This is a genomic window from Uniformispora flossi (assembly GCF_049534875.1).
Classification (GTDB): Bacteria; Actinomycetota; Actinomycetes; order Streptomycetales; family Streptomycetaceae; genus Yinghuangia; species Yinghuangia aomiensis.
This window is the reverse complement of sequence record NZ_JBMULZ010000005.1, coordinates 370,403-387,865: the sequence shown is the minus strand read 5'-3', so window position 1 is coordinate 387,865 and position 17,463 is coordinate 370,403. Positions and strand designations below refer to the sequence as shown.

At 70.0% G+C, this 17,463-nt stretch carries 12 protein-coding genes and 1 tRNA gene; 11 read left to right on the top strand and 2 right to left on the bottom strand.

What is annotated here, in order from left to right; translation table 11 throughout:
• Positions 1-29: 29 nt before the first annotated feature.
• On the bottom strand, positions 30-167 hold the full coding sequence (rpmH, locus tag ACPA54_RS14395) for a 50S ribosomal protein L34 (protein ID WP_010849920.1): 138 nt from the start codon (positions 165-167) through the stop codon (positions 30-32).
• 555 nt (positions 168-722) lie between these two features.
• Here rpmH and dnaA point away from each other — a divergent pair.
• From dnaA to ACPA54_RS14350, 9 genes are all read left to right on the top strand, one after another.
• Positions 723-3,125 carry a chromosomal replication initiator protein DnaA gene (dnaA, locus tag ACPA54_RS14390; protein ID WP_423529594.1) on the top strand — a complete coding sequence of 801 codons (2,403 nt, stop codon included), beginning with the start codon at positions 723-725 and terminating at the stop codon, positions 3,123-3,125.
• A gap of 1,162 nt (positions 3,126-4,287) precedes the next feature.
• Positions 4,288-5,418 carry a DNA polymerase III subunit beta gene (dnaN, locus tag ACPA54_RS14385; RefSeq protein WP_345673953.1) on the top strand — a complete coding sequence of 377 codons (1,131 nt, stop codon included), beginning with the start codon at positions 4,288-4,290 and terminating at the stop codon, positions 5,416-5,418.
• Between the two features lie 97 nt (positions 5,419-5,515).
• Positions 5,516-6,472, top strand: a complete 957-nt coding sequence (gene gnd / locus ACPA54_RS14380; RefSeq protein WP_423529871.1) for a phosphogluconate dehydrogenase (NAD(+)-dependent, decarboxylating) — start codon at positions 5,516-5,518, stop codon at positions 6,470-6,472.
• A 129-nt stretch (positions 6,473-6,601) separates the two neighbouring features.
• Positions 6,602-7,732, top strand: coding sequence for a DNA replication/repair protein RecF (recF, locus tag ACPA54_RS14375; RefSeq protein WP_423529592.1), 1,131 nt, complete (start codon positions 6,602-6,604; stop codon positions 7,730-7,732).
• The gene (locus tag ACPA54_RS14370) at positions 7,732-8,310 is read left to right on the top strand and encodes a DciA family protein (protein WP_423529590.1); all 579 of its coding nucleotides are present in this window, start codon (positions 7,732-7,734) and stop codon (positions 8,308-8,310) included. Before recF ends, ACPA54_RS14370 begins: the two co-directional genes overlap by 1 nt.
• Positions 8,311-8,676: 366 nt before the next feature.
• Positions 8,677-10,719, top strand: a complete 2,043-nt coding sequence (gene gyrB, locus ACPA54_RS14365; RefSeq protein WP_423529869.1) for a DNA topoisomerase (ATP-hydrolyzing) subunit B — start codon at positions 8,677-8,679, stop codon at positions 10,717-10,719.
• A gap of 154 nt (positions 10,720-10,873) precedes the next feature.
• A complete protein-coding gene (gyrA, locus tag ACPA54_RS14360) occupies positions 10,874-13,438 on the top strand; it encodes a DNA gyrase subunit A (RefSeq protein ID WP_423529588.1) in 2,565 nt (854 codons plus the stop codon).
• A 382-nt stretch (positions 13,439-13,820) separates the two neighbouring features.
• Positions 13,821-14,351 carry a DUF3566 domain-containing protein gene (locus ACPA54_RS14355; RefSeq protein WP_423529586.1) on the top strand — a complete coding sequence of 177 codons (531 nt, stop codon included), beginning with the start codon at positions 13,821-13,823 and terminating at the stop codon, positions 14,349-14,351.
• A gap of 86 nt (positions 14,352-14,437) precedes the next feature.
• A tRNA-Ile gene (locus tag ACPA54_RS14350) sits at positions 14,438-14,511 on the top strand.
• 360 nt (positions 14,512-14,871) lie between these two features.
• On the opposite strand, the gene ACPA54_RS14345 is transcribed toward ACPA54_RS14350, so the two are convergent.
• Positions 14,872-15,915, bottom strand: coding sequence for an SGNH/GDSL hydrolase family protein (locus tag ACPA54_RS14345; protein WP_423529584.1), 1,044 nt, complete (start codon positions 15,913-15,915; stop codon positions 14,872-14,874).
• A gap of 455 nt (positions 15,916-16,370) precedes the next feature.
• On the opposite strand from ACPA54_RS14345, the gene ACPA54_RS14340 reads away from it, so the two are divergent.
• On the top strand, positions 16,371-17,036 hold the full coding sequence (locus ACPA54_RS14340) for a hypothetical protein (protein WP_423529582.1): 666 nt from the start codon (positions 16,371-16,373) through the stop codon (positions 17,034-17,036).
• A gap of 148 nt (positions 17,037-17,184) precedes the next feature.
• Positions 17,185-17,319 carry a DLW-39 family protein gene (locus tag ACPA54_RS14335; protein WP_345673961.1) on the top strand — a complete coding sequence of 45 codons (135 nt, stop codon included), beginning with the start codon at positions 17,185-17,187 and terminating at the stop codon, positions 17,317-17,319.
• Positions 17,320-17,463: the final 144 nt, after the last annotated feature.

The window sequence follows — 17,463 nt, the reverse complement described above, 5'->3', positions numbered from 1 at the left end:
GCACGCGTCCGGCTCGGACGTCGCGCGGATCAGGCGGACAGCTCGGCGCGACCCTTGCGACGGCGGGCGGCCAGGATGGCGCGGCCGGCGCGGGTGCGCATGCGCAGCCGGAACCCGTGGGTCTTCGCCCGGCGACGGTTGTTCGGCTGGAAGGTGCGCTTGCTCACTCGGGGGCTCCAGATATTGACTCGGAGGCTGGCGGTAAGGCCGCCGGCCATCACCGTACGTCCGCAACATGCAGTCGCTGTGTTTACGGACATGCGGCAGCGGTCGTCGACAACTAGACCGGCTTACGGTACGTAGAAACGCCCGACGCGGTCAAATGGGGGATGCGCGACTGCCTCCGCCCGGGTGTTCCGAGGGGTCTTCCGGGACCGCCCCCGAAGCCGTCACGGGCCGCAGTGTACGCCGTTGAGCTGGCCTTCTAGCTGCGGCAACGCAGTCTCCACAGCCTGTGGACAACAGGTTGAGTCGAAGCCCGCACGGCGGCTACCGTTGTGGGTTCTGCGAGTGGGTCCACGGAGTCAAGGGGGAGATCAGCGGACCGTCCGCCCGGGGCCATGCGGCCCTGAGACTTCCCCGCCACCGGTTTCGCGCCGCGTGTGACACGTGCGGCCGCGGGGATCGCCCGGTCCTGTGTCGTCGTCCCCGTGTCGTCGTCCCGTCCCGACACCCGCCTCCGATCCGCCCGATCGACCGACGCAACCGAAAGAGCGTGCACTGTGGCCGACATCACCAGCGACCTCGCCGCAGTCTGGGCACGGTTCCTGGAACGACTCGGCACGGACGAAAGCGTCGAGGCGAAGGACAAGGGGTGGCTCCAGCGCACCCAGCCGCTCGCCCTCATCTCGGACACGGTTCTGCTGGCCGCGCCGAACGAGTTCGCCAAGCAGGTGCTGGACGGCCGGCTGCGGCAGCTGGTGACCGAGACCCTCAGCCAGTCCTTCGGCCGCGCCGTCACCTTCGCGGTCACCGTCGAACCGGGCGCGGCGGGCGAACCGGAGCCGGCGCGGGACGAGCGCGAGCCGGAGTCCGGCGGCTACCGGGCCGAGCGGCCGTGGCAGGACGACTACGCCGCGGGCGGCGGTTATCCGCAGCCGGAGCGCGGCCACGGGCAGCCGGCGTTCTACGGGCAGGAGCCGTACGGGCAGCCGCCGTACCGCACCGAGTCGCCGTACGCCGACCCGTACAGCACCGAATACGGCACGGAATACGGGCAGGACCGTTTCGGTGGCGCGCCCCGGTACCCGCAGGACCCGCGCGACCGCCGCGAGGCATACGACGGCGGCTATCCCCAGGAGCGCTACGGCGCCCCGGGCCGCTATCCCCAGGACCCGTACGCGTCCGAGCACCGGTACGGCGGCGAAGCCCCGTACCGCCCCGCACCGTTCCCGCAGGACGACCACCGCGGCCCGGGGTCGTACGCCGACCCGTACGGCGACCAGGGCCACCGCCCGGACCGGAACGAGCGGAACGACCGCGGTGACCGGGAGCGCGTCGACGGCGACGACGTCCGCGGCGACGGCGGCCACGGTTCCGCGCACCCGTCCGGCACCCACGCTCCCGCGCACGGCGACGCCCGCCGCCCGGAGGCCGACTGGGCGGCGAACGCGCCGTCCCACGACGCGGACCGTGCGGGCGCGCCGCCCACCGGGAATCCCCCGGCTGTGGACGGCGGTTCGGCAGCGGGTCCGCACGGGCCCGGCATCGACCGAATGCCGGACGACCGCATGGCGTCCATCGCCGCCGACGAAGGCACGCTGTTCTCCGGCCGCGACGACCTGCTGGCCGCCCCCGCACCGCGCGTGGACCGGCCGCCTGCCCCGGAACGCACCGACCGTGCCGAGCCGTTGGGCCGACCCGGCGGTCGCCCGGGCTCCGCCGTGCCGGGCATCCCTGGCGGCCATCCGGTCGCCGAGCCGATGACGCGCGTCGACCGGCCGGACCGCATGGACCGCCCGACCCCCTACGACCGTCCCGGGCACCCGGAGCGCATGGACCGCCCGGACCGGCCGGATCAGGGCGACCCGGAGCGGCCGGTGCGGCTGCCGCGCCCCGGCACCGGGCGCGAGCAGGCCGCGACCGGCAAGGAGAACGAGCCGGCCGCGCGGCTGAACCCCAAGTACCTGTTCGAGACGTTCGTCATCGGCTCCAGCAACCGGTTCGCGCACGCGGCCGCGGTCGCGGTCGCCGAGGCGCCGGCCAAGGCGTACAACCCGCTGTTCATCTACGGCGAGTCCGGGCTGGGGAAGACCCACCTCCTGCACGCCATCGGCCACTACGCGCGGAGCCTCTACCCGGGGACGCGCGTGCGCTACGTCAGCTCGGAAGAGTTCACCAACGAGTTCATCAACTCGATCCGGGACGGCAAGGCGGACGGCTTCCGCCGCCGGTACCGGGATGTGGACGTGCTGCTCGTCGACGACATCCAGTTCCTGGAGACGAAAGAGCAGACGCAGGAAGAGTTCTTCCACACCTTCAACACGCTCCACAACGCCAACAAGCAGATCGTCATCTCGTCGGACCGCCCGCCGAAGCAGCTCGTGACCCTGGAAGACCGGTTGCGCAACCGCTTCGAGTGGGGTCTGATCACCGATGTGCAGCCGCCCGAGCTGGAGACGCGCATCGCGATTCTGCGCAAGAAGGCGATCCAGGAAGGCCTCAACGCGCCGCCGGACGTCCTGGAGTACATCGCCAGCAAGATCTCCCGGAACATCCGCGAGCTGGAAGGCGCGCTCATCCGCGTCACCGCGTTCGCGAGCCTCAACCGGCAGCCGGTCGACCTCCAGCTGACCGAGATCGTCCTCAAAGACCTCATCCCGGACAGCGCCGGCCCGGAGATCACCGCGGGCACGATCATGGCGCACACCGCGTCGTATTTCGGCCTGACCGTCGAGGACCTGTGCGGGACTTCGCGCAGCCGGGTGCTGGTGACGGCCCGGCAGATCGCGATGTACCTGTGCCGGGAGCTGACCGACCTGTCGCTGCCGAAGATCGGTGCGCAGTTCGGCGGCCGCGACCACACCACGGTGATGCACGCGGACCGCAAGATCCGCTCGCTGATGGCCGAGCGGCGGTCGATCTACAACCAGGTCACCGAGCTGACCAACCGCATCAAGAGCTGATCGGCGAACTCCCCACCCCCTCCTGCCGCTCCGGGCCGGTTTGCGGCGCCCTGGCGCGCCCTCGGCCGGTTCGCGGTGCCTTGTCGCGCCCGGACCCTGCCCACAGCTGTGCGCACACCTATATGTGTGGGTAATTCACCCACAGGCGCAGCGAGTTCGTTATCCACAGGCCTGTGGCTTGCGCCACGGCTTCCGACCTGCGCGGACGTGCCCGCGGCGGCTTCGGTCGCGGTGAAGTTGTCCACAGGGCACGGGTGTTGACCCCTTCCAAGCCCCGATTTCCCCATCCGGATCGTGCCGCGGGCGGTCGCGGGCCCGGACCGCGCCGCGAAACGTCCGCCGACCCCGATCCGCCCCGAATCGGGGCTCTGTGTTCCCCGTTTTCGCCGTACATCCATACCGTTTCTTTGTGAGCTTCATCACATAGACATCAGGTTTGGTCGAGTTTTCCACCGCAGATGCCCGAATCGCCCGTCCACATCACCGGTAAGAGTGGTGGAAAACTTCGTTGCGCACAGGGGCTGGGTACAACGGAGGCAAACGGGCAGGTCACCAGCCTGGGGATCTGTGCATGAAGCTTGTCCACACTCTGTGGACAACGGTCGCGGATCACCTGTCCCCATCCGCCCGTCATCCGTTGTCCACCGACTGTCCACCGGATCCGGCCAGTTGTCCCCAGGTTGTCCACCGACTCGTCCACAGGGAAGGGCCGTTCATTCGATCCGGTGAGGGAAAACCTCGTCGGGCGGGGACAGCCATGGGGACAACCAGGTCGAAGTCTGGGGATTGAGTGGGGACAACCGGGGGTAAACCTGGGGACGGCTTGTGGAGCAACTTTGCTCATCCACAGCGGACCCCTGGTTTTCCACCGGTCGTACACACCCTCGCAGTGGACAAAAAACGGGGCCTGACCTGCGCAAATACCGGTTATCCACCGTATCCACAGCCCCTACTATGACGACTACCTGTAAGTTCCCGGATTTCCTCGTCTAAAGGTGGGGTGCGCGCCGAACTGTGGATCGCGGCGCCGGCAGGGGTGGCAGCGGGCTGTCGGCCCGGTGCGTCAGACTGTGATGCGGCAGCCGGACCCCGACGAGGACCGCAGGCCGATCGAGCAGGACCAGACAGCAGGACAACTGGCGGCAGCAGGAGGCGGTGACCGGTGAAGTTCCGGGTCGAGCGTGACGTTCTGGCGGACGCGGTGGCGTGGACCGCCCGGAGCCTCCCGGCCAGGCCCGCGGTCCCCGTCCTGGCCGGCCTGCTGCTGGAGGCGAACGAGGGCGTCCTGATGCTCTCCGCCTTCGACTACGAGGTGTCCGCGCGGGTGGGCATCGAGGCCGAGTTCGAGGAGGAGGGCCGGATCCTGGTGTCCGGCCGCCTGCTCGCGGACATCTGCCGCAGCCTGCCGAACCGCCCCGTCGAGATTTCCACAGACGGTGCAAAGGTCGCCGTGGTCTGCGGAAGCGCACGCTTCACGCTGCCGACGCTGCCCGTCGAGGACTACCCGTCGCTGCCCGAGATGCCGACCGCCGCCGGCTCGGTGCCCGGCGACGTGTTCGCCGCCGCCGTCGCGCAGGTGGCCATCGCCGCGGGCCGCGACGACACGCTCCCGATGCTCACCGGTGTGCGGATCGAGATCGAGGGCGACAAGGTCACCCTCGCCGCGACCGACCGCTACCGGCTCGCCGTCCGCGAGTTCGACTGGAAGCCGGACCAGCCGGGCCTGTCGTCGATCGCCCTGGTGCCCGCCAAGACGCTGAACGACACGGCGAAGGCGCTGACCAACGGCGACAGCATCCAGATCGCCCTGGCCGGCGACAAGCTCGGCGAAGGCATGATCGGCTTCGAGGGCGCCGGGCGGCGCACCACGACCCGGCTGCTGGAGGGCGAATTCCCCAAGTACCGGGCGCTGTTCCCGGGCGAGTCGGCAACCGTCGCGACGGTCGAGACGGCGCCGTTCGTCGACGCGGTCAAGCGCGTCTCGCTGGTCGCCGAGCGGAACACCCCGGTGCGGCTGACGTTCTCCGACGGCCGCTTGGTGCTCGAGGCGGGCTCCGGCGACGAGGCCCAGGCGTCCGAGGCGCTCGAGGCGTCGCTGGACGGCGAGGAGATCTCGATCGCCTTCAACCCGGCGTTCCTGCTCGACGGACTCAGCGCCATCGACTCCCCGGTCGCCCAGCTGTCCTTCACCACGTCGACCAAGCCGGCCGTCATGACCGGCAAGCCCGACCTCACCGCCGAGGCCACCGACGAATACCGCTACTTGATCATGCCGGTCCGGCTCTCCGGCTGAGCCGCCGACGCGATCCGCACGAGCGTGCCCGGACTCCCGGGCACGCTCGTGGGCCGTTGCGGGGTACCGCCCCGCGGCCCGACCAGCGCACCGATGTCTGAATGCCGCCACAAGGGGCACCAGCAGACGGTGCCGTAACCATCGGCATCAGGGCAGCGAAGTAAGGATGCAGGACATGGAGCTTGGACTCGTCGGCCTCGGCAAAATGGGCGGCAACATGCGCGAGCGGATCCGCCGCGCGGGCCACACGGTCGTCGGTTACGACCGCAATGCCGACCTCGCCGATGTGGACAGCCTCAAGGCGCTTGTGGACAGCCTGCCCGCGCCGCGTGTCGTGTGGGTGATGGTCCCGGCCGGGGCACCGACCGCGTCCACCATCGACGACCTCGCCGAGCTGCTGTCCCCGGGCGACGTGGTGGTCGACGGCGGCAACTCCCGCTGGACCGACGACATCGCGCACGCCAAGAAGCTCGCCGCCAAGAGCATCGGCTTCGTCGACTGCGGCGTCAGCGGCGGCGTGTGGGGCCTGGAGAACGGCTACGCGCTGATGTGCGGCGGGGACGCGGCCGACGTGGCCAAGGCCAAGCCGGTCTTCGACGCGCTGAAGCCGGAAGGCGACTTCGGGTACGTGCACGCCGGCAAGGTCGGCGCGGGCCACTTCGCCAAGATGGTCCACAACGGCATCGAGTACGCGATGATGCAGGCCTTCGCCGAGGGCTGGGAGCTGCTGGAGGCCTCCGACGAGGTCACCGATGTGCGGGAGGTGTTCCGCAGCTGGCAGGAGGGCACCGTCATCCGTTCGTGGCTGCTCGACCTGGCGGTCCGGGCGCTCGACGACGACGAGCACCTCGACAAGCTCAAGGGCTACGCGCAGGACTCCGGCGAGGGACGCTGGACGGTGGAGGCCGCGATCGACCTCGCGGTGCCGCTGCCCGCGATCACCGCGTCGCTGTTCGCCCGCTTCGCGTCGCGCCAGGACGACTCGCCGTCGATGAAGATGGTCGCCGCGCTGCGGAACCAGTTCGGCGGTCATGCGGTCGAGTCGACCAAGTAGCACCCGGACCCGGGGCGGCGCCGACCGCCGTCCCCGGGGCCGCCAGGGCCCGTCGGGGTTCGTAGTCGAAGAGCTTGTCCACAGCCGTTGTGAGGGGAGGCCGGCGCGGAGGGCGCCGCATCGTCAGCCATGTACGTCGCGCACCTGTCACTCGCCGACTTCCGTTCGTATGCCGGGGTCGAGGTTCCGCTGGACCCCGGGGTCACCGCGTTCGTGGGCCCCAACGGCCAAGGCAAGACCAACCTGGTCGAGGCCGTCGGCTATCTCGCCACGCTGGGCAGCCACCGGGTCGCCAACGACGCGCCGCTGGTCCGGCTCGGGGCGGAACGCGCCTATGTGCGGGGCAGCGTCGTCCGGGACGGCCGGACCACGCTGGCCGAGCTGGAGATCAACCCGGGCCGGGCCAACCGGGCACGTATCAACCGCTCGCCCGTCCCCAAGCCGCGGGAGATCCTCGGGCTGCTGCGGACCGTGCTGTTCGCCCCGGAGGACCTGGCGCTGGTCAAGGGCGACCCGGGGGAGCGGCGGCGGTTCCTCGACGAGCTGCTGACCGCGCGGGCGCCGCGCATGCTCGGCGTGCGGCAGGACTACGAGCGGGTCCTCAAGCAGCGCAACGCGCTGCTGCGGACCGCGGCGATGGCGCGCCGGGCGGGCGGTCGCGGGGCGTCGCTGAGCACGCTGGACGTGTGGGATTCGCATCTCGCGGTGGCGGGTGCGGAGTTGACCGCGGCGCGCCTTGAACTCGTGGGTGCGCTGCAGCCGTTGGTGGACAAGTCGTACGACGCGCTGTCCTCCGGCGGCGGCCCCACGGTGCTGGAGTACCGCAGCTCGATCGGGGACGAGCCGCTGCCGCCGGACCGCGGGCGGATCCACGATGCGTTGATGGAGGCGATCGGGCGGCAGCGCCCGAGCGAGATCGAGCGCGGCATCACGCTGGTCGGGCCGCACCGCGACGACGTGCTGCTGAAGCTGGGGCCGCTGCCCGCCAAGGGGTATGCCAGCCACGGCGAATCGTGGTCGTACGCGCTGGCGTTGCGGCTGGCTTCGTACGAGCTGCTGCGGGCCGACGGCGGCGAGCCGGTGCTGATCCTCGACGACGTGTTCGCCGAGTTGGACGCGCGCCGCCGGGAGCGGCTGGCCGGGCTCGTGGCGCCGGGCGAGCAGGTGCTGGTCACCGCCGCGGTCGAGGAGGACGTCCCGCCCGCGCTGGCCGGCGCGCGCTACACGGTCGCCGCGGGCGAAGTGCGGAGGACCGTGTAGTGGCCGCGGATCTTCCTTCTCCCGCGCCGGGTGCGGACGCCGGCCGACCCGGTACGGCCGGGACTTCCGGGGAGCCGTCCGGCAAGCAGCAGGACGGGCAGCCGGCGAAGCAGCCGGAGAAGAAGGGCATCGACCTCGCGCGTGCCGCGCTCATGCAGGCCCGCGCGCAGGCCAAGGACCGGTTCGACCAGCAGCAGGAACGCCGGGACGGCCGCCGCGGGTTGCGCCGCAGCGGGTCCGGTCCGGACGACCGGGATCCGCAGCCGCTGCGCCGGGTGATGGGGCGGATGATCGCGGAGCGCGGCTGGCAGACGCCGGCGGCGGTGCACGGGGTGATGGGGCGCTGGTCGGACATCGTCGGTCCGGGCATCGCGGCGCATTGCGTGCCGGAGCGGTTCGAGGACGGGCGTCTCGTGGTGCGTGCGGACTCCGACAACTATGCGACGCAGGCGCGGTGGCTGGCCCCGCAGTTGCTGAAGCGGATCAATCAGGAACTGGGCGACGGCACCGTGACGTATATCGAGGTGCGGGGTCCGGCGTCGGAACGGCGCCGGGGCCGCTGGTCGGCGGGGCGCTGACGCGGCGGGTGCGCCGGCGGGCGGAGGTCGGCCGAGGGGCCGGGTGTGGGGCCGCTGTGCGGCCTGGCAGGGGTGGTCCGGGGTGGGTTCCCCGGGGCTTCGGCAACCGGCTGTCGTACCCGGCTGACAGGGTGTCATGGACGGTGCGGGTCGGGCCCGTCAGGCGGCATGAGAGCCGCGAAACACCCCCTGGCGCATGGGGGGACTTGTGGAAAGGTCCGCCAGAGCGCCACACACGAACTGAGGGCCCTTGGTAACCCCCGTTTGTGTCGTCCGGACCGGTAGACTATGGGAGCAGTCCGCTTGAGCGGATTACCCAGTGTCGACTTCCGCGGCTCCCCGCCCCGCGCCATAGGGCAGGGGGCCGTGCTGTGCCAGAAAGGGCGCTTTGTGGCCGACCCCGGCAACCCCAAGGAGAATCACGTGGCAGACTCCTCCGGCAGCGGGGCGCCTTCACCGAACGGTGCGTCGTACGACGCCAGCTCGATCCAGGTGCTCGAAGGCCTTGCGGCGGTCCGCAAGCGTCCCGGTATGTACATCGGGTCGACCGGTGAGCGCGGTCTCCACCACCTCGTCTACGAGGTCGTGGACAACGCGGTCGACGAAGCGCTCGCGGGCCACAACGACCACATCGAGGTCCGGCTGCAGGCCGACGGCGGGGTCAGTGTGCTGGACCGGGGCCGCGGCATCCCGGTCGCCGAGCACCCGACGAAGAAGCGTCCGGCGGTCGAGCTGGTGCTGACCGTGCTGCACGCGGGCGGCAAGTTCGGCGGCGAAGGCTACGCGGTGTCCGGCGGCCTGCACGGCGTCGGTGTGTCGGTGGTGAACGCGCTGTCGACCCGGCTGGCCGTGGACATCAAGCGCGACGGCTACCGGTGGACGCAGGAGTACAAGCTCGGCGAGCCGGTCGAGCCGCTGGAGCGGCACGAGGCGACCGAGGAGACCGGGACGCGCGTGACGTTCTGGGCCGACCCGGACGTGTTCGAGACGACGACGTACTCGTTCGAGACGCTGTCGCGCCGCTTCCAGGAGATGGCGTTCCTCAACAAGGGCCTGACCATCGTCCTGATCGACGAGCGGCCGGACCACCTGGACCTCGAAGAGACCGAACGTGTCGTGACGTACCACTACGAAGGCGGCATCTCCGACTTCGTGCGGTACCTCAACTCGCGCAAGGGCGAGCCGGTCCACAAGGACGTCATCGACTTCGAGGCCGAGGACAAGGACCGGCGGATCTCCGCGGAGATCGCCATGCAGTGGAACTCGCAGTACACCGAAGGCGTGTACAGCTTCGCGAACACCATCCACACGCACGGCGGCGGCACCCACGAGGAGGGCTTCCGCTCCGCGCTGACCTCGCTGGTCAACCGCTACGCGCGCGACAAGAAGCTGCTCAAGGACAAGGACGACAACCTCTCCGGCGAGGACATCCGCGAGGGTCTGACCGCGATCATCTCGGTCAAGCTGGCCGAGCCGCAGTTCGAGGGCCAGACCAAGGACAAGCTCGGCAACACCGAGGCCAAGACGTTCGTCCAGAGGGTCGTCAACGAGCACCTCGCCGACTGGTTCGACCGCAATCCCGTCGACGCCGCCGACATCGTGCGCAAGTCGATCCAGGCGGCCACCGCCCGCGTCGCCGCCCGCCGCGCGCGCGACCTGACCCGCCGCAAGGGCCTGCTGGAGACCGCGTCGCTGCCGGGCAAGCTGTCCGACTGCCAGAGCAACGACCCCGAGAAGTGCGAGATCTTCATCGTCGAGGGCGACTCGGCGGGCGGTTCCGCCAAGTCCGGGCGCAACCCGATGTTCCAGGCGATCCTGCCGATCCGCGGCAAGATCCTGAACGTCGAGAAGGCCCGCATCGACCGGGTGCTGCAGAACACCGAGGTCCAGGCCCTCATCTCGGCCTTCGGCACCGGCATCCACGACGACTTCGACATCGAGAAGCTGCGGTACCACAAGATCGTGCTGATGGCCGACGCCGACGTCGACGGCCAGCACATCCGCACGCTGCTCCTCACCCTGCTCTTCCGCTTCATGCGCCCCCTGGTCGAGGCCGGCCACGTCTACCTCGCGCAGCCGCCGCTCTACAAGATCAAGTGGGGCAAGGACGACTTCCAGTACGCGTACTCCGACCGCGAGCGCGACGCGCTACTGCAGATCGGCCGCGAAGCCGGCCGCAGGCTGCCCAAGGACGACGCCATCCAGCGCTTCAAGGGCCTCGGCGAGATGAACGCCGAGGAACTCCGGGTCACCACGATGGACGTCGAGCACCGCGTGCTGCTCCAGGTCACCTTGGAAGACGCCGCCCGCGCCGACGACCTGTTCTCGATCCTCATGGGCGAGGACGTCGAAGCGCGCCGCTCGTTCATCCAGCGCAACGCCAAGGACGTGCGCTTCCTCGACATCTGACGGGCCGCACCGGACGGTTGCCGCCGGCGAATTCCCGCCGGTCTGCAACCGGTCCGTCCCCGCAACCGTCTGACGCCTCGACAGGTCACGCGGCGTACCACCACCCGAACATCCGAACGCGGTACGCCGCAGTGCGAAAGGAACCGGACCAGAGATGGTCGACGCGACCCCCCCTCCCACTCCCACGAGCGACCGCATCGAAGAGGTCGAGCTGGAAACGGAGATGCAGCGCTCGTACCTCGATTACGCGATGAGCGTGATCGTCGGGCGTGCGCTCCCCGAGGTCCGCGACGGCCTCAAGCCGGTGCACCGCCGCGTGCTGTACGCGATGTACGACGGCGGCTACCGGCCCGAGCGGGGCTACTACAAGTGCGCCCGCGTGGTCGGCGACGTGATGGGTTCGTACCACCCGCACGGCGACACCTCGATCTACGACACCGTGGTCCGCCTCGCCCAGCCGTGGTCGATGCGCATGCCGCTGGTCGACGGCAACGGCAACTTCGGCTCGCCGGGCAACGACCCCGCGGCCGCGATGCGCTACACCGAATGCCGCATGGCCCCGCTGGCCATGGAGATGATGCGCGACATCGACGAGGAGACCGTCGATTTCGGGCCCAACTACGACGGCCGCCAGCAGGAGCCCGAGGTCCTGCCGGCGCGCTTCCCGAACCTGCTGGTCAACGGCTCGGCCGGTATCGCGGTCGGCATGGCCACCAACATCCCGCCGCACAACCTGCGCGAGGTCGCGTCGGGCGTGCAGTGGTACCTGGAGAACCCCGAGGCGTCCGCCGAGGAACTCCTCGAGGCGCTGATCGAACGGATCAAGGGCCCGGACTTCCCGACCGGCGCGCTGATCGTCGGCCGCCGCGGCATCGAGGACGCGTACCGCACCGGCCGCGGCTCGATCACCATGCGCGCGGTGGTCGAGGTCGAGGAGATCAACAACCGGCAGTGCCTGGTCGTCACCGAACTGCCCTACCAGGTCAACCCGGACAACCTGGCGCTCAAGATCGCCGAGCTGGTCAAGGACGGCCGCATCCAGGGCATCGCCGACGTCCGCGACGAGACCAGCTCGCGCACCGGCCAGCGCCTGGTGATCGTGCTCAAGCGCGACGCGGTCGCCAAGGTCGTGCTCAACAACCTCTACAAGCACACGCAGCTCCAGGACACCTTCGGCGCGAACATGCTCGCGCTGGTCGACGGCGTTCCGCGCACGCTCCCCCTCGACGCGTTCATCCGCTACTGGGTCGAGCACCAGGTCGAGGTCATCGTGCGCCGCACCCGCTTCCGGCTGCGCAAGGCCGAGGAGCGTGCGCACATCCTCATCGCGCTGCTCAAGGCCCTCGACGCGATCGACGAGGTCATCGCGCTGATCCGCGCGTCGGCGACCGTCGAGGAAGCCCGCACGGGCCTCATGGGCCTGCTGGAGATCGACGAGATCCAGGCCAACGCGATCCTGGAGATGCAGCTCCGCCGCCTCGCGGCCCTGGAGCGGCAGAAGATCACCGCCGAGTACGACGAGCTGATGGCGAAGATCGCCGAGTACAACGCGATCCTGCAGTCGCAGGAGCGGCAGCGGCAGATCATCAGCGAGGAACTCGCCGCGATCGTCGACAAGTACGGTGACGACCGGCGCAGCGCGCTGGTGCCGTTCGACGGCGACATGTCCATCGAGGACCTCATCGCCGAAGAAGACATCGTCGTCACCATCACGCGCGGCGGCTACGTCAAGCGCACCCGCACCGACCTGTACCGCTCGCAGAAGCGCGGCGGCAAGGGCGTGCGCGGCGCGCAGCTGAAGCAGGACGACATCGTCGACCACTTCTTCGTGACGACCACCCACCACTGGATCCTGTTCTTCACGAACAAGGGCCGGGTGTACCGCGCGAAGGCGTACGAGCTGCCCGACACCGGGCGCGACGCCCGCGGTCAGCACGTGGCGAACCTGCTGGCGTTCCAGCCGGACGAGAAGATCGCCCAGGTGATGGACCTGCGGGACTACGAGGTGGCGCCGTACCTGGTGCTCGCCACGAAGGCCGGCCTGGTCAAGAAGACCGCGCTGAAGGAGTACGACACCAACCGCGCGGCCGGTGTCATCGCGATCAACCTGCGCTCGGACGAGGCCGGCGAGGACGACGAGGTGATCGCCGCCGAGCTGGTGTCCGCCGAGGACGACCTGCTGCTGGTCAGCCGTAAGGCCCAGTCGATCCGGTTCACCGCCACGGACGACGCGCTGCGGCCGATGGGCCGGGCCACGTCGGGTGTGAAGGGCATGAGCTTCCGCGAAGGCGACGAGCTGCTGTCGATGAGCGTGGTGCGCGAAGGAACGTCCGTTTTCACCGCGACGGACGGCGGGTACGCGAAGCGGACCAGCGTCGACGAGTACCGTGTGCAGGGCCGCGGCGGCCTCGGCATCAAGGCCGCGAAGATCGTGGAGGACCGGGGCTCGCTGGTCGGGGCGCTGGTTGTGGATGTAACGGACGAAATCCTGGCGATCACGCTCGGCGGCGGTGTGATCCGCACCCGTGTTTCCGGAGTTCGGGACACCGGGCGTGACACGATGGGCGTGCAGCTAATCAACCTGGGTAAGGGCGATGCGGTGGTCGGCATCGCGCGGAATGCCGAGCCGGAGCCTGAGGGCGATCCCGAAGGCGATGCGGTCGGCGACCCGGAAACCGAGGGCGCCGCGGCGGCCTCCGGGCAGGAAGGTGACGCGTGAGGCACCGGTCGGTTGAGCGGGGAGCGTTCCGCGGTCCGCGGAACTCCCGGGAGAGGCGCGGCTTCGCGGCCGCGTGCGGGCGAGGTGCGGCGTGAGCGGACAGTCCCCGCAAGGCGGGTCCTCCGGCGCGGTGCCGCCCCGTCCTGCGGCTCCTCCCCCGGCCCCGCCCGCGGCGGCCCCTGCGACGCCGCCGCGCCCCGCGGCGACGCCTCCCGCAGCCGCCCCCGCCGGCGGGACGTCCGGGGGGACGTCCGGCGGCACCTCCGGCGGCACACGCGGCCGGGCCAAGTCCGGTGCGGCGTCCGGCGGTAGCCGCCGCCGTGCGGATTCGCGGCAGAACCCGTCGGGGAGCGACGGGTACGGCCGGTCCGCGACGAGCACCATGACGACCGCGCGCCCGGCCGCCGACCAGAACCAGACGTCAGCGCAGCAGGTGGGGACCATGGCGCAGAACTCGACCCAGGCGGGCGCCCCGGCGGCCCGCCCCGCGGCCTCCGCCGCGCGCCCGTCCGCGGCTGCGGCCGCGGTAGGCCCGACCCGCACCCGGCGGGCCCGGCTCAAGGCCGCCCGGGTCGACCCGTGGTCGGTGATGAAGGTCAGCTTCCTGCTGTCCGTGGCGCTCGGCGTGGTCACCATCGTCGCCGTCACCGTGCTGTGGCTGGTGCTCGACGGCCTCGGCGTCTTCAACTCGCTGGGCAACACCGTCAAGGAAGTCACCCAGTCCGAGACGGACCCGCAGGGCTTCGACCTCAAGGCCACGCTGTCGATGAAGAACACCATGGTGTTCAGCACGGCGATCGCCATCATCGACGTCGTCCTGGTCACCGCCCTGGCCACCCTCGGCGCCTTCCTCTACAACCTCAGCGCGTCCTTCACGGGCGGCATCGAGGTCACCCTGGCGGAGGAAGACTGACGCCTTGCCGCACCCCTGCCCAACGGCCGGAATCCCGTTTTGGCGTGCGGGAAGGGGTGCGGTACTCTCTTGGAGCACACCAACGAGGGCCTATAGCTCAGACGGTTAGAGCGCTTCCCTGATAAGGAAGAGGCCACAGGTTCAAGTCCTGTTAGGCCCACTCAAGAGCGTGCACATCAGGCCACCGATCCGGTTCACCGGGACGGTGGCCTTGATTGTTTTAGAGGCGGATTAGGCGCGGGAGACTCCGCACCGAGTCGGCAGCGCCACCGCCCGTCAGGACCGGAAACCGGACCGCTGCTCTTCGAGGCGACCCACACGGCAGCTGACGCTAGGCACGCGACATATCGGCTCATTGTGCGGTTCTGCTCGTGCCGCCGTGCCCGGGGAGCGGGCGCGCGTACCTCTATATAGGCGCAGGTTCGGCCCTGGCCTGGACTTCGTTCAGGAGTGCTGCCGCGAGCCGCGCTGCGTGAAGTGTGGTGTGCGGCACGGCTCTTGGCAGGAGTCCGTGCGGTTCCTACTGGTTGAGGATCTCTTCGATCTTGTCGGCCACGCGCTGCGCCTGAATGTCCCGTCCACGCTCATTGGGGTGGCCGTACCACGGGAGTTTCTGCCCGAAGAGTTCGACCTGGGAGTCCTCCAGCAGGCCCCCGATCCCCCGCTCGGCCCCGTCGCAGGCGGTGTTCGCCCAGGTGTGCCCGTACAGCTCCACGAATTCGGCACCGGCGTCCGCGGCAGCCTGCTTCATGACCTGGTCCAGCCGCTTCTGGACCTGGTCCAGGAACGGCATGGCGTCCTGGGTAATGTCGGCGAGCGGTAGTTCCGTTTGGCCGGGTGCCGGGGTCAGGCACTTGGCGGTGTCGTTGGGCACGAGCCGGGAGTAGCCGACCAGGACCCGGGTGGCCTCGGGGGAGAAGTACGCCATGCGGTCGAACATCTCCGCCAACTGCGCGCCGACCAGCTCGAATTGGGAGTCCAGCCACTGCTGCCCGTCCCCCGAGGCGAAGAACTCCTGGCACTTGTCGGCCGGCGAGTCCGCGTCCACCGGATCCCCGGGCAGCAGCGACGGCTCCCGCAGCTTGGCGGAGCACTGCTTGAGGATGCGGTTGAAGCCCAGTGTGTTGCCGCCCATGCTGCCCACGACCAGCTTGGTGTCCGGCTTGAGCGCGTCCTGCTGCGCCGGGACCTTGTAGTCCGTACCGGGGAACGTCGTCTGCTCCTCCCAGAAGTTGCCGACGAGCGCGCCTCCGCAGGAGACGTCCGCTTGGACGTCGAGCTTGACGCCCTTGTCCGTGAGGCGCCGGGCGGCGAGGGCGGGGTAGTTCTCCTTCGCCTGGAAGCAGAGGGCCCTGCTCGGGTCGTTCTCGTTGTTGACGGGCGCGATTCCGTAGTTGGCGGTGTAGGAGTCGCCGTAGAAGACGGTCGGTACGGGTTCGGCGGGTGCCGCGCCCGCGCTCCCCGCCGGGACGGAGAGCGCCAGGCAACTGCCCAGCGCAACGGCGGCGGCCGCCAGCCGTCGTACCGCGGGAGTCTTCGTCGTCTTACGCAGGGACGCAGGCATCGATGTGCCCTTTCGTCGGATACCGATGCAGGACAGCAGGCATGTAACACTGCGTATTCATACAGAATTATGGAGTGATCATGCGATAGGCGCGCGTCGCAACTGGGTGACTCCCGGGGGTGCCGGTTCCACGCACGTTCCACAACGCCCCGGGGTGTGGCGTGGGCGCGGCTGCGAAGTGGTTGGTCTGCTCGCGCGACCGCCGGCCGAGTGGATTTCCCGGTGGGTGGGAGTGGGTGTCCCGAAGTCGGGCAACCAGGTCGTTGTCTCCTGTTGTCTCCTGTTGTTCCTTGGTGTCCCCGGTGGTCCCAGTCCCGAGAGGGAAGGTCATGAGGCGTGCCCGTTTCGCTGCTCTGGCAGTCGGTCTGATCGTGTCCGTCGTTGTTCCCGCCGTAGGGGCGCAGGCGGGTGAACGGGCTGCGGCGCCTGCCCGTTCGACAGTGCAGGGCCAGCCCGTGACCATCGCCGCGAACCAGCCGTTCGACTTCCCGCGGCTCGCCTGCCCGGCCGGGCAGACGTCCACGGGCGGCGGGGTGACGGTCAGCCCCGAGGACGGGGTGTTCATCCGGTCGTCGAACCCCGTCGGGACCAGCTGGGAGGTGTCGGTGCGCAACCACAGCGACGGGCCGCGCACCGTGACGCCTGTGGTGGTGTGCACGTCGGACCCGTCTATCACGCACCAGATCGGCAACACCGTCAGCGGCAACACGGCGATCAGCGTGGCGACCTGCCCGGCGAACCAGCATGCGGCCGGCGGCGGCGCGGCCGCGGCCCCCTTGAACTACCTCAGCCGGTCGAGCCCGTCCGACATCAACTGGGACGCCCGCGCCAAGAACACCGGCTCCGGCCCGTCGTCCGTGACGGCGTTCGCCCGGTGCTCCGACCGGCCGCACAGCTGGAAGGCGAACGACATGGGTGTCGTCGTCCCCGCCGCGGGCGTGCGCTCGGCGCACATCGAATGCCCCGCGGGCGAGGTGCCGAGTGCGGGCGGCGCCATCGGCGACCCGATGGTCCTGCACAACGAGTCGTTCCCCACCGCGACCGGCTGGACGGTCCGCGCGACGAACACCGACAACGTCCAGCACGCCATCGTCGCCGAGGTGCTCTGCGCCGCTCCCTGACGGTGCTGCGGTCGTTCCACGTGGAACCACCGCACCACCCGTGCGGTTCGGCACGCCGCGGTAATCAAGCTGTTATTGTCGAGGGCATCCCGGATTCCTGTGCGGTGTCCGGGGCATGGACGTCACTCGCAGGACGGAGAGGCACGCGATGAAGAAGCTGATCCTGGTGGCCCTGGCCGCAGTTGCCGGCCTGTTGGTCTACCGGCAGATCCAGGCGGACCGTGCCGAGCAGGATCTGTGGACCGAGGCGACCGACCCGGTCCCGGCCGGCTCCGCGCGCTGACACCCGCGCGCACGCAGGCACTCGCGGGATAACCCGAGACACCCCTCGCGGGGGCCCGCCGCCCCCCCCCGGGGCCCCGGGGGTGGCCCCCCCCCCCAAACAGGGGCTTTAAAAAAAAAGAAGCGGGCGCCCGCAAAACCACGG